Below are 12,987 nucleotides of genomic sequence, written 5' to 3'. Positions count from 1 at the left end.
TGTTATTCGATGGGGGATAGTGCGCGGGTTCACGTGAGGAGACGGTTCGGTTCATCGTCCCGGAGCGGGTGGGTAGTCGAATCAGCTAGCGCGAGTGCGCCGAGGACGGGCGGTGTCTTCAGGAGCTCCACACTCGCCTCCGGCCGGACCTCCGCAATGCGATCGCGGAAGGCGTCGAAGAGCCGCGGCTGGTTCGTCACGACTCCGCCTGCGCAGACGATCGCGCTCCCGACAGCCCCGCGCTGATAGACGTTCAGAACGTCCCCCACCAGGCTTTCAGCCGCCTGGGAGATCACCAGGGCAGCGACCTCGGAACCATCGTCGGCCGCCTCGAATACGAGTGGCGCGGCAGCGCCCCAAACCTCGATCTCCGGCGTGACGGAGAGCGTATAGATCAGCCCTGTCACGTCATTGACGTCGTAGAAATCGGTGAGCCGTCGAGTGAGCAGATCGCTGCCTGCGTTCTGGTCGCGACCTTGGAGAACGTGCTTCACCGATTCCCTCACGATCCCGGGGGCGCTTCCTGGGTCGCCGAAGAGCCATCCGTGCCCACCAGAGACGAGCATGGGCTCGGCGGGGGAGGAGCCGACGACGATCGATCCTGTTCCGACGATGACGGCGAGCCCGGCATCGTGGCCTGCAGCAGGAACGAGCAGCTGGGCATCGTTGACGACAGTGACGTCGCGCCCGTAGGCGGCTTCCATGAGACGCTCGAAGCGCGCGCAATCGGCGGGAGTGTCGCACCCGTGGGCGCCGATCGCCAGGGCACCCGGGTCGGCGTCTCCGCTCAGCGCGCGGAGTGCACCGACAAGACGATTCGCGTTCTCTGAATCGCCGAAGAGCCCTCCTCGCCGCCAGTGTGCACTGGGGAACACGTCATCGCGTACGCTCCCGTTCGAGTCGCGGAACGCGATGTGGGTCTTGGTTCCACCGATATCGATGCCAACGGGCACAGACGCCTCCTTGAGTCACAACTTCTTATCGATCACAGTGAAAAGAAGTTGTTCCGAATGTAGAGGGTGGGTCCGGTGATGTCAACAGTCGCGTGAGAATTAGCCGGCGACGTACGTGAAACCGCGCACCTCGAGGGCGGCGAGTTCGGCGATTCCGACCAGGACTCCGTCATCGACGAATGTTGCTGGCTCCAGGTGGGGAACCCGGATGATGCGGCCGGCGAGTCGCTCCTCGATGGCGGGGATCGCCATGTCGACGTGAGAGGCGAGGCCGCTGCCGAGGACGATAACCTCAGGGTCGAGGATGATTGACATCGCTCCGATGGCGATGGCCACCATGTCGAGGATCTCGGAGGTCATCTCGACAGCGACTGCTTCGCCCTGCACCGCACGATCGAAAATCTCGTCTGCCATCAGCAGATGCCCCTCGGGAACGTCGAGACCGCGTGATCGGGCCTTCCGGGTGAGTGCAACGGAACCGACGCGGTCCTCGAGATCGCCAAGGACGGAGTACGACTTCTCGAGTGATGCGGGTTCCATGAGCAGGTACCCGATCTCACCCGCTTCGAACCGGTACCCATGGTGAATCCGACCATTGCTGATGATGCCGGCGCCGAGGCCGTTCTCGAGGTGGACCGCGACAAGGCTCCTTACTCCGCGACCGGCGCCGTGCTGCAGCTCGCCGACGGCGAGGGCGTTCGCGTCATTCTCCATCACGATCGGAAGCTCCGTGCGCGCTGCGAACAGTTTCTTCAAGGGAAACTCGGGCCAGCCCATTTCGGGAAGGTGAGCAACGCGACCCTCAGGTTGCATGACGACGCCGGGAACCGAGACTCCGACGCTCACGCACGGCGTGCCACGTTCGTCGGCTGTCTCGATGAGCTCATCGAGAAGTGCGAGCGTGCGGGTGACGCGTTCATCTGTTTCGATGTCGGTCGGTGCTCCCGCTGGTGGAAGATCCTCGAAACTGACATCGATGCGGTGGACGAAGTGCGAGTCGAAGTCGATGAGAGCGCCCCGGGAGGAATCGGCTCGCATCTGAATGCACGCGACGAGTTGCTTGTTTCCGGTATAACTCAGCAGAACGGAGGGACGGCCGCCCGTCGACGGAATCTGTCCCTGGCGCGCGACAAGGCCCTCGTCGATCAGGTTCGCCGTGAGCCGGTTCACTGTCGCCGGGCTGAGGCCGGTGGCTTCGCCTATCTGCTGGCGCGAGAGCGGACCCCGATTGCGGAGCGCCTCGATGATCGCCGTGCGGTTCACCCGCGAGACCGTGTTGCTCGTCGCCGTCGACGCCTTGTGTGTCGCTGGCCGCATGCACCCTCCCGCCACGTTCGCGCGGGCAACTGCCTGCGCACTCAGCATGGTATCTCTCCGCCGCGCAGGCCTACCGAGACGCACTCGCACAACGTGTGCAGAATGCAGCGCGGTAGGGTGGAAGCCGTGAGCCAAGAAACCGAAATCGGCCGCGCCAAGCGGGCACGCACCACATTCTCGTTCGACGATGTCGCCATCGTGCCGTCGCGACGCACACGTGACCCCGAAGACGTCTCAACGGCATGGACGATCGACGCCTACACCTTTGACACGCCCTTCATCGCCGCACCGATGGACTCCGTCGTGTCACCGCGCACCGCGATCATGATGGGACAGCTCGGCGGACTCGGCGTTCTCGACCTCGAAGGACTCTGGACCCGTTACGAGAACCCCGAGCCGATTCTCGACGAGATCCGCAGCATGCCCGCCGACGCGGTCGTCGCCCGCATGCAGGAGCTCTACGCCGAGCCGATCAAGGCTGAGCTCATCACGGCACGACTCGAGGAGATTCGCGAATCCGGCGTCACCGTGGCGGGCTCGCTGTCGCCTCAGCGCACGCAGGAGTTCTACCAGACCGTCGTCGACGCGGGCGTCGACCTCTTCGTCATTCGCGGAACGACAGTCTCTGCCGAGCACGTCTCGCAGAACCAGGAGCCCCTCAACCTCAAGAAGTTCATCTACGAACTCGACGTTCCCGTGATCGTCGGGGGAGCGGCAACGTACACGGCCGCACTGCATCTCATGCGTACGGGCGCGGCGGGCGTGCTCGTCGGGTTCGGTGGCGGTGCCGCATCGACAACGCGCAACACCCTCGGCATCCACGCCCCCATGGCGACCGCCGTCGCCGACGTCGCCGGCGCTCGCCGCGACTACCTCGACGAGTCGGGCGGCCGCTACGTTCACGTCATCGCCGACGGCGGACTCGGCACCTCAGGCGACATCGTCAAGGCCATCGCGTGCGGCGCCGACGCCGTCATGCTGGGCACGACGCTGGCTCGAGCGAGCGACGCCCCTGGCGGCGGCTTCCATTGGGGAGCCGAGGCGCACCACTCCAAGCTGCCCCGCGGCAACCGCGTTGAGGTGGGCACGACCGGCACGCTCGAAGAGATCATCTACGGACCCGCGACAACGCCCGACGGCACGGCGAACCTGCTCGGGGCGCTCAAGCGCTCCATGGCGACAACGGGATACAGCGACCTCAAGGAGTTTCAGCGCGTCGAGGTAGTTGTCGCGCCGTACCGACTGCGTTAGCGTCGAACCAGGGCGTGAGCATTCGACAGGCTCACGCCGATGGAGGTTCGAATGAGCGCCAAGAAGACCGTCGCACGGTCGAAGAAGCTGGGCCTGGAAGAACGCGCCGAAGCCATCGAGGAGATGAGCTCGAAGGAGCTCGACGTTCTCGTCATCGGCGGCGGAATCGTGGGCACCGGAAGTGCCATGGATGCTGTCACACGCGGTCTCTCGACGGGACTACTCGAAGCGCGTGACTGGTCGAGCGGAACGTCGAGCCGGTCGTCGAAGCTCGTTCACGGCGGCATCCGGTATCTGGAGCAGCTGGACTTCGGTCTTGTGCGCGAGGCGCTCATCGAGCGCGGTCTGCTTCTGCAGCGGATCGCGCCGCACCTCGTGAAGCCCGTGCGCTTTCTCTACCCCCTGACGAAGCCCGTGTGGGAGCGCCTGTACATCGGCGCAGGAATGATGCTGTACGACATCTTCAGCTACACGGGCCTGCGGCCGCCCGGGGTGCCGCACCACAGGCATCTGTCGAAGCGTCAGCTGCGCAAGTCGATTCCGTCGCTGCGCAGCAACGCTTTCGTCGGCGGGCTTACGTACTACGACGCCCAGGTCGACGACGCCCGCTACGTTGCGACGCTTGCACGAACGGCGTCCGCCTACGGCGCTCACGTGGCGAGCCGCGTTCGCGTCGAAGGCTTCCTCAAGGTGGGCCAGCGCGTGGTCGGCGTGAAAGCTCACGATCTCGAGACCGACACGCACTTCGAGGTCAAGGCCAAGCAGGTCGTCAACGCGACGGGTGTCTGGACCGACGAGACGCAGTCGATGGTGGGCGAGCGCGGGCAGTTCAAGGTGCGCGCGTCGAAGGGCATCCACCTCGTGGTGCCACGCGACCGCTTTCAGTCGACGATGGGCATGATCCTGCGCACGGAGAAGAGCGTGCTTTTCGTGATTCCGTGGGGCCGGCACTGGCTCATCGGCACGACCGACACCGACTGGCACCTCGACAAGGCACACCCGGCGGCGACAGCGGCAGACATCGACTATCTGCTCGAGCACGTCAACCGTGTGCTCGCCGTTCCGCTGACGCGCGACGACGTCGAGGGCGTCTACGCCGGGCTGCGGCCGCTGCTCGCGGGCGAGAGCGACGACACGTCGAAGCTCTCGCGTGAGCACGTGGTCGCTCACTCGGTTCCCGGCCTCGTCGTCGTGGCGGGCGGCAAATGGACGACGTACCGCATCATGGCGAAGGACGTGATCGATGCCGCCGCCGACGCTCTCGACGGCAAGATTCCCGAGTCGACGACCGACAACATCTCGCTCCTCGGAGCGGAGGGCTATCAGGCTGCGTGGAACAAGCGCGGCAAGATCGCCCGCAAGTTCGGCGTGCACAAGGCCCGGGTCGAGCACCTGCTCAATCGCTTCGGCGTGCTCACCGACGACATCCTCGACCTGATTCGTGACAATCCCGAGCTGCAGGAGCCGCTCCCGGGCGCCGACGACTACATCAAGGCCGAGGTCGTGTACGCGGCAACGAGCGAGGGCGCACTGCACATCGAAGACGTGCTCGCCCGCCGCACACGCATTTCGATCGAGGCATGGGACCGCGGAGTATCTGCCGCTCCCGTCGTTGCGGAGCTCATGGGCGACGTTCTCGGCTGGGACGCCGAGAAGCGCGAATCTGAGGTGAGGTACTACCTCGAGCGCGTCGCCGCAGAGCGCGCGTCGCAAGAGCAGCCAGACGACGTGTCGGCCGAGCGTGTGCGGCTGGAGGCGCCCGATATCTCGCAGGTCTGACACGAGCTACCTCACAAACGGGTATCAGCGCAAGCCCTGCGGACACTCAGGCTGCGTGGTGTTCGCGCCGATAAGCTGACCCTCCGGCGGGAGAACTCCCGCCAGACGGAGGAGAAGTGAGCACCGGAAACGCAACAACCCGATTCACGAATGCCTCACTGCTGTCTGTGGCGAGCACCCTGCCGTCTCGCGTGACGAGTTCGGCGGACATCGAAATTCGGCTCTCGTCTGCATTGAAGCGACTGCGCCTTCCGGGCAGCCTCCTCGAGCGCGTCGCCGGCGTCATCGAGCGCCGCAACTGGGGTCCGGGCGAGAACTCAGACGACGCGACGGTGTCCGCGGGCAAGAAAGCGATCGCCGAGGCCGGCATCGCAGCATCCGACATCGGACTCATCGTCAACACGTCGGTCACGCGCAAGCACCTCGAGCCATCGGTGGCGGTGCGCCTGCACCACGGCCTCGGACTGCCGAGCTCGGCCGTCAACTTCGACCTGGCGAACGCGTGCCTCGGCTTCGTCAACGGCATGAGCCTCGCGGCGGGCATGATCGATTCGGGCCAGATTCGCTATGCGCTCATCGTGAATGGCGAGGATGCTGATGAGATCCAGGTGAACACCGTCAACCGTCTGCTGCGCGACGATGTCGGGCGCGACGGATTCATGAGCGAGTTCGCCTCGCTCACTCTTGGGTCGGGGGCGGCTGCCGCCGTCATCGGCCCGGGCGACGCCCACCCGAACGGGCACCGCATTCTCGGCGGCGTCACGCGCGCCGCCACCCAGTTTCACGAGTTGTGCGTCGGCAGCACCGACGGCATGTTCACCGACGCGAAGGCTCTGCTGAAGGGCGGTCTCGACCTCGTGGTTTCGGCCTGGAAAGAGGCGTCGAAAGAGTGGAACTGGGGCGCGATGGACCGCTACATCACGCACCAGGTCTCGCGCGTGCACACGAACGCGATTCTCAAGGCGGCCAAGCTCGACCAGCGGCGCGTGCCGACGACGTTCCCGTGGCTCGGCAATGTCGGGCCGGCGTCCATTCCTATCACCCTCGTCGAAGAGAAGAAGAATCTGTCGAAGGGCGATCGCGTGCTGCTCATGGGCGTCGGGTCTGGCCTGAACACGGCGATGATGGAACTGGCGTGGTGACGCTGCCCACATCATTGCCAGGACTCGACGCGAGGTACAGCCACACGCTCGCGGTTCCCGGTCGCGGCGCCGATCGAGGGCGCACCCGCACGTGGCACTACCTCGACAACGCCGCCGAGCTCGCCGACCGAGACGTGGAACCGGTCGGCACCATCCTCGCCGTGCATGGAAACCCGACGTGGTCGTACCTCTGGCGGACAATTGTCGCCGCAGGAGCCGAGCGTTCGTGGCGCGTCGTCGCCGTCGACCAGCTCGACATGGGCTATTCCGAGCGCACCACGGCCCACCGCCCACTGCGGCAGCGCATCGACGATCTCTCGGCGTTCACCGAAGCTCTCGAACTCTCCGGCCGGATCGTGACGCTCGGCCACGACTGGGGCGGCGTGATCTCGCTCGGCTGGGCGCTCGAGCATCGCGCTGATCTCGCGGGCGTCGCCCTGCTCAATACCGCCGTGCACCAGCCGGAGGGCGTTGCGATTCCCGCGCCGCTGCGTCTCGCCGGCGCGCGCGGCGTACTCGCGGCGGGCACAGCGACAACGACGGCGTTTCTCGACGTCACGCTCGCACTCGCCCATCCGCCGCTTGAGAGCGCTGTCGCCGAGGCCTACCGGGCACCGTACGACGATGCTTCCCGGCGACGCGGCATTCGCGAGTTCGTCGCCGACATTCCCGCGGCCACCGATCACGAGAGTCGCGGAACGCTTGACGCCATCGCCGACGGCATCACGACGCTCGATGTGCCAGCCCTGCTGCTCTGGGGTCCGCGCGATCCCATCTTCAGCGACCGCTATCTGGCCGATCTGATCGAGCGGATGCCGCACGCCGACGTTCACCGGTTCGAGGGCGCCGGTCATCTCATCGCCGAGGACGCCGCGTACGCGAGCGCCGTGCTGAACTGGCTCGGCGAGACGCTGCATACGCCGACCGAGCAGTTGCCGACGGATGCCGCCGAAGACGACGCGTCGTTCGTGCCGCTCTGGGATCAGCTGGAGAAGCATCGCGACGATTCGTCGCTCGCCGTCACGGACATGTCGGTGAGCTCTGAGCCCGTGCAGGTCAGCTGGGCGATGCTCTCTCGGCGCGTGCGGCAGCTGGCCTCGGGACTCCATCATCTGGGCGTGCGCCGCGGCGACCGCGTGTCGCTTCTGGTGCAGCCGGGGCCGACGCTCACGGCTGTCGTCTACGCCTGCCTGCGCATCGGAGCCGTCGTGGTCGTTGCCGACGCCGGTCTCGGCGTCACCGGGTTGAGCCGTGCGATCCGAGGAGCGCGGCCCGATGTCATTGTCGGGGATGCTCGAGCGCTCAGTGCTGCCCGCGCGCTGCGCTGGCCCGGAACGCGCATCTCGACGGCGCGACTGCCGCGAGGGGCGGCCGCCCTGCTCGGCGTCGAGCACACGCTGCGTGATGTCGCAGACGCCGGACGCGACGAGCAGCTGCCGCCCGAGCCTCGGGCGCACGACGACGCCGCCGTGCTGTTCACGTCGGGGTCGACGGGGCCAGCGAAGGGCGTCGTGTACACGCACGCGCAGCTCGCCGCCATGCGCGACATCATCGCGCAGCATTTCGACGTGACCGCCGACGCCGGACTCGTCACGGGCTTCGCGCCCTTCGCCCTGCTGGGACCGGCGCTCGGCACGCGGTCGGTGACTCCCGAGATGGACATCAGCGCACCGCGCACGCTCACCGCCAGGGCCGTCGCCGCCGCCGTGCGCGCCTCCGACTCCCGCATCGTCTTTCTCTCTCCGGCCGCGATTCTCAACGTGGTCGCGACAGCCGGCGAGCTGACAGCATCCGATCGCTCTGCTCTTGACGACGTGCACACGTTCATCTCGACCGGTGCTCCCATTAGCGAACGGCTGCTCGCCTCGACGGCAGAGCTCATGCCGAATGCCACGCCGCATACGCCATACGGCATGACGGAGTGCCTGCTCGTCACAGACATCACGCTTGACGGCATTCGCGACGCCACCGCTCGTGCTGATCGAGGAGTGTGCGTCGGAGTGCCGATCGGCGGCAACAGTGCGCTGATCAGCGCTCTCGACGACGACGGAAACGCCACGGGCGCAGCATCCGCTCAACCGGGAGTGCTCGGCGAGATCGTCATTTCGGCGCCGCACCTCAAGCAGCGGTACGACCGGCTCTGGCTCACCGATCGTGCCGCGACGCGCGACGTTCCCGCCGACGGGCGCTGGCACCGCACGGGAGACATCGGGCACCTCGACGCCGACGGACGGCTCTGGGTCGAGGGCCGGCTGCAGCACGTCATCGTCACGTCGGACGGCCCGGTTGCGCCGGTCGGGCCGGAGCAAGACCTCGAGCGCGTCGACGATGTGCGCCGCGCCGCCGTGGTGGGCGTCGGGCCGCACGGTCTTCGGCAGGCCGTCGCCGTCATTGAGAACGTTGCGGGTGCGCGCAGCCCGCGCATCGCCGACACGGCGCTCGCCGAACGCCTGCGCGCCGCAACGTCGCTGCCGCTCGTCGCGGTGTTCGAGGTGCCGCGCCTGCCGACAGACATTCGCCACAACTCGAAGATCGACAGATCGCGCTTGTCGGCCTGGGCAGAGCGGATGCTGTCAGGCCAGCGTCTGGAGACGCCATGACCGTTCTCGTCACGGGAGCCAGCGGGCTGCTCGGCCGCGCGGTGGCGACGCTGCTGCGCGACACCGGCAACGACGTTCGAACTCTGCAGCGCCGGCCGTCAGGGCTTGAAGGGGTCGACGACAGGCTCGGCTCGGTCACCGCTGCCGCCGACGTCTGCCGCGCGGTCGATGGTGCCGAGGCGATCGTGCACCTCGCGGCGAAGGTGTCGCTGGCGGGGGACCGCTCGGAGTTTCGCCGCGTCAACGTCGAGGGCACGCGAAACCTGCTCGATGCGGCCGAACGGGCCGGAGTGCGCCGCTTCGTGCAGGTGTCGTCGCCGTCTGTCGCGCACGTGGGGGACTCTCTCGCGGGAGTCGGGGCAGAACCCGCGGACCCGCAACGCGCACGCGGGGACTACGCCCGCACAAAGGCCGAGGGTGAGCTTCTCGCCCTCGACAGAAGCAGCGCTGACCTCGCCGTCGTCGCCGTTCGACCGCACCTTGTGTGGGGACCGGGCGACACGCAGCTCGTCGCGCGCATTGTCGACCGGGCGCGGCGCGGAACGCTGCCGCTGCTCAACGATGGCACGGCGCTCATCGACTCGACGTACATCGACAACGCCGCGAGTGGCATCGTTGCCGCTCTGCACCGTGCAGAGCACGTGACCGGGCGCAGCTACGTGATCACCAACGGCGAGCCGCGAACGGTCGCCGAGCTGCTCGCCGGCATCTGCACTGCGGCCGGCGTTCGTGCGCCGCGCCTCAGCATCCCGGCTGGCATCGCCACGGCGGCAGGCAGCGTCATCGAACGCGTGTGGGCTGTGCGCCCCAGAAGCGACGAGCCGCCGATGACGCGCTTTCTTGCCGAGCAGCTGTCGACCTCGCACTGGTTCGATCAGCGCGCCACGCGCCGCGACCTCGACTGGAGGCCGGCGATCGGCATCGACGACGGCATGCGCAGGCTCGCTGAGCACTACCGCCGCACCCGGGCGTGACCGCCCCGCGCACCGCTGGCGCCTCAGCGAGCCCACAGCGATGAGCGGATAGAGTCGACGTGTTCCCTCGGGTAACTTCTCGGCCTTCGAAAGAGTGAGCATCATTTCTCGACGCGATCCGCACCAGCCGCGCACGCTGCTGCGCACAATGGTCATGCCGCGCTGGATCGCGCTGCTTGTTCTCGCTCTCGCGATCGCCGCCGCGTTCGCCGCACTCGGAAAGTGGCAGCTCGAACGCGCCTACCGTGCGGCCCCGACGCAACAGACGGCCCCGACCGAGACGGTGCGTCCGCTCACCGAGACCGTGCAGCCGGGAAGCCTGCTGCGAACCGAGCGCGTGGGGCAGAAGGTGAGCGTCGACGGCGAGTTCGTTCCCGGCGACTACCTCGTCATCACCGACCGGCTGAATGAGGGCGAAACGGGGTTCTGGGTTGCCGGACACCTCGTGACCGAGCAGGGCGATGCGCTCGCCGTTGCCCTCGGCTGGACGCCATCGAAGCAGAAGGCGGATGCTGTCGCGCAGCGCCTGAACGACGAGCAGCGTGCATCAGCATCCGTCACCGGCCGTGCCCTGAGCGCGCAGTTCCCCGAGCTCGACGAAGACGCCCCGTTCGAGATCACGGCCATGGCGCCGGCGCTCTTCGTGAACGTGTGGCACGAGATGGCCGAGACGGATGTCTACGAGATCTACGTCGTCTCCGACACCGCGCCCGAGGGGCTGGAGACCATCAGCTCCCCGCCCCCGGCGCAGAAGGTGGAGATCAACTGGCTCAACATCTTCTACGCCATCGAATGGGTCGTGTTCGCGGGCTTCGCCGTCTTCCTTTGGTACCGCATCGTGAAAGATGCGTGGGAGCGAGACATCGAAGAGCGTGAGCTTGCCCAGGCGGCGACAGACGCACCGAACGAGAAAGTAAACTAGAACCATGGCCCTTGAACCCCGAGCATCCGATCTGCCGAAGATTCCGGGTGCCCTGAAGTTCTATCAGGTGGCGTCGATCATCACGGGTGTGCTGCTGCTGGCGCTGTGCCTCGAGATGCTCGGGAAGTACGCGTTCGGCGTCGAGCTCGAGCTGGGCGGAGCCTACGGCTTTCTCGCCCTGGTTCCGAGCGGAAGCGTCGCCGCGATCAACCTCTCGATCGGCGTTCTCGTCGTGCACGGCTGGTTCTACGTCGTGTACCTCTTCGCCGACTTCCGGCTGTGGAGCCTGATGCGCTGGCCCCTGACGACGTTTGTGCTGATCGCGCTCGGCGGCGTCGTGCCGTTTCTCTCGTTCATCGTCGAAGCGAGAATGGCCAAGCGCGTGAGAGCGTACCTCGCCGAGCGGCAGGCGCGCGACGACCAGACCCGTGATGCCGAAAACCAGGAGGCAACCCATTAGCGAGCAGACCACGGCCATGCGGCCGGTTCTCGTCGTCGACTTCGGCGCCCAGTATGCCCAGCTCATCGCGCGTCGCGTGCGCGAGGCCCGCGTGTATTCGGAGATCGTGCCCCACACGATCACGGCGGCCGAGGTGCGTGAGAAGAACCCCGTCGGCATGATCCTCTCGGGCGGTCCGTCGAGCGTGTACGCCGACGGCGCCCCCGGCTTCGACAGCGAGATCTTCGACCTCGGCATTCCGACGCTCGGCATCTGCTACGGCTTTCAGGTGATGGCCCGCGCGCTCGGCGGCGAGGTGGCGCACACAGGCAAGCGCGAGTACGGCTCGACAGACGCCGAGCTGACCGGCGACGGCGGAACGCTGCTCACGGGACAGCCGGCCGAGCAGACGGTGTGGATGAGCCACGGCGACTCGGTGGCTGCGGCACCCGAGGGCTTTCAGGTACTGGCGTCGACAGCATCCACACCTGTCGCTGCGTTCGGCAACGACGAGCGCTGCCTGTACGGCGTGCAGTGGCACCCCGAGGTCAAGCACTCGGCATATGGGCAGAACGTTCTCGAGAACTTCTTGCACGAGGCCGCGGGCATTGCGCCCGACTGGAACTCGGGCAACGTCATCGCCGAGCAGGTCGAGCGCATTCGCGCGCAGATCGGCTCGGGCAAGGTCATCGCAGGGCTCTCGGGCGGCGTCGACTCCGCCGTCGCCGCAGCGCTCGTGCACGAGGCTGTGGGTGATCAGCTCACCGCCGTGTTCGTCGACCACGGGCTGCTGCGCCAAGACGAGCGGCGCCAGGTCGAAGAGGACTACGTTGCCGCGACCGGCATCCGCTTGGTCACCGTCGACGCGGCAGACGTGTTTCTCGATGCGCTCGATGGCGTGAGCGATCCCGAGCAGAAGCGCAAGATCATCGGCCGCGAGTTCATCCGCACGTTCGAGCGCGCTCAAGCCGACCTCGTCGCCGAATCGCTTGAGAGCGACGGAGACCCGATTCGCTTTCTCGTGCAGGGCACCCTGTACCCCGACGTCGTCGAGTCGGGTGGCGGAACCGGCACCGCGAACATCAAGAGTCACCATAATGTGGGCGGACTGCCCGAAGACATGACGTTCGAGCTCGTCGAGCCGCTGCGCACGCTGTTCAAAGACGAGGTGCGCGCGATCGGGCGCGAACTCGGGCTGCCGGAGGAGATCGTGGGGCGCCAGCCGTTCCCTGGACCGGGACTCGGCATTCGCATTGTCGGTTCGGTGACCGCCGAGCGGCTCGAGGTGCTGCGCGAGGCAGACGCCATCGTGCGCGAAGAGCTCACGGCGGCCGGGCTCGACAACGAGATCTGGCAGTGCCCCGTCGTGCTTCTCGCCGATGTGCGGTCAGTGGGCGTGCAGGGCGATGGGCGCACGTATGGGCACCCGATCGTGCTGCGGCCGGTCTCGAGTGAAGACGCCATGACCGCCGACTGGACGCGTGTTCCGTACGATGTGCTGGCGCGCATCTCGAACCGCATTACGAACGAGGTCGAAGAAGTGAACCGCGTTGTGCTCGACGTCACGTCGAAGCCGCCGGGCACCATTGAGTGGGAGTGATCTTCCCGCG

At 66.9% G+C, this 12,987-nt stretch carries 10 protein-coding genes; 8 read left to right on the top strand and 2 right to left on the bottom strand.

What is annotated here, in order from left to right; all coding sequences use genetic code 11:
* Positions 1–29: 29 nt before the first annotated feature.
* Together ATJ78_RS15210 and ATJ78_RS15205 are read right to left on the bottom strand one after the other, a co-directional pair.
* The gene (locus tag ATJ78_RS15210) at positions 30–953 is read right to left on the bottom strand and encodes a BadF/BadG/BcrA/BcrD ATPase family protein (RefSeq protein ID WP_098409013.1); all 924 of its coding nucleotides are present in this window, start codon (positions 951–953) and stop codon (positions 30–32) included.
* 99 nt (positions 954–1,052) lie between these two features.
* Positions 1,053–2,270 (bottom strand): ROK family transcriptional regulator, encoded by a 1,218-nt coding sequence (locus ATJ78_RS15205; RefSeq protein WP_098409432.1) that lies wholly within the window; start codon positions 2,268–2,270, stop codon positions 1,053–1,055.
* Positions 2,271–2,396: 126 nt separating this feature from the next.
* On the opposite strand from ATJ78_RS15205, the gene ATJ78_RS15200 reads away from it, so the two are divergent.
* From ATJ78_RS15200 to guaA, 8 genes are all read left to right on the top strand, one after another.
* Positions 2,397–3,521, top strand: a complete 1,125-nt coding sequence (locus tag ATJ78_RS15200; protein ID WP_245836352.1) for a GuaB3 family IMP dehydrogenase-related protein — start codon at positions 2,397–2,399, stop codon at positions 3,519–3,521.
* Between the two features lie 51 nt (positions 3,522–3,572).
* Positions 3,573–5,300, top strand: a complete 1,728-nt coding sequence (locus ATJ78_RS15195) for a glycerol-3-phosphate dehydrogenase/oxidase (RefSeq protein ID WP_098409431.1) — start codon at positions 3,573–3,575, stop codon at positions 5,298–5,300.
* Between the two features lie 116 nt (positions 5,301–5,416).
* On the top strand, positions 5,417–6,442 hold the full coding sequence (locus ATJ78_RS15190) for a 3-oxoacyl-ACP synthase III (RefSeq protein WP_098409011.1): 1,026 nt from the start codon (positions 5,417–5,419) through the stop codon (positions 6,440–6,442).
* Positions 6,436–9,042 (top strand): alpha/beta fold hydrolase, encoded by a 2,607-nt coding sequence (locus ATJ78_RS15185; RefSeq protein ID WP_098409010.1) that lies wholly within the window; start codon positions 6,436–6,438, stop codon positions 9,040–9,042. Before ATJ78_RS15190 ends, ATJ78_RS15185 begins: the two co-directional genes overlap by 7 nt.
* A complete protein-coding gene (locus tag ATJ78_RS15180) occupies positions 9,039–10,016 on the top strand; it encodes an NAD-dependent epimerase/dehydratase family protein (protein WP_098409009.1) in 978 nt (325 codons plus the stop codon). The genes ATJ78_RS15185 and ATJ78_RS15180 overlap by 4 nt, the downstream gene beginning before the upstream one ends.
* 94 nt (positions 10,017–10,110) lie before the next feature.
* Complete coding sequence (locus ATJ78_RS15175) at positions 10,111–10,938, top strand: SURF1 family cytochrome oxidase biogenesis protein (RefSeq protein WP_098409008.1); 828 nt, start codon at positions 10,111–10,113, stop codon at positions 10,936–10,938.
* 4 nt (positions 10,939–10,942) lie between these two features.
* Positions 10,943–11,398, top strand: a complete 456-nt coding sequence (locus ATJ78_RS15170) for a DUF3817 domain-containing protein (RefSeq protein WP_098409007.1) — start codon at positions 10,943–10,945, stop codon at positions 11,396–11,398.
* Positions 11,394–12,977: a glutamine-hydrolyzing GMP synthase gene (guaA, locus tag ATJ78_RS15165; RefSeq protein WP_098409430.1), complete on the top strand. Its 1,584-nt coding sequence runs from the start codon at positions 11,394–11,396 to the stop codon at positions 12,975–12,977. The genes ATJ78_RS15170 and guaA overlap by 5 nt, the downstream gene beginning before the upstream one ends.
* Positions 12,978–12,987: the final 10 nt, after the last annotated feature.

The organism is Paramicrobacterium agarici (genome assembly GCF_002563955.1).
Classification (GTDB): domain Bacteria; phylum Actinomycetota; class Actinomycetes; order Actinomycetales; family Microbacteriaceae; genus Paramicrobacterium; species Paramicrobacterium agarici.
The sequence above is the reverse complement of the archived record's forward strand: the minus strand, read 5'-3'. Positions and strand labels throughout refer to the sequence as shown.

Bases quoted from the DNA above. Each gene is read 5' to 3' on its own strand.
- ATJ78_RS15205 (WP_098409432.1), bottom strand. From the start codon at position 2,270: ATGCGGCCAGCGACACACAAGGCGTCGACGGCGACGAGCAACACGGTC.
- ATJ78_RS15195 (WP_098409431.1), top strand. From the start codon at position 3,573: ATGAGCGCCAAGAAGACCGTCGCACGGTCGAAGAAGCTGGGCCTGGAA.
- ATJ78_RS15180 (WP_098409009.1), top strand. From the start codon at position 9,039: ATGACCGTTCTCGTCACGGGAGCCAGCGGGCTGCTCGGCCGCGCGGTG.
- ATJ78_RS15170 (WP_098409007.1), top strand. From the start codon at position 10,943: ATGGCCCTTGAACCCCGAGCATCCGATCTGCCGAAGATTCCGGGTGCC.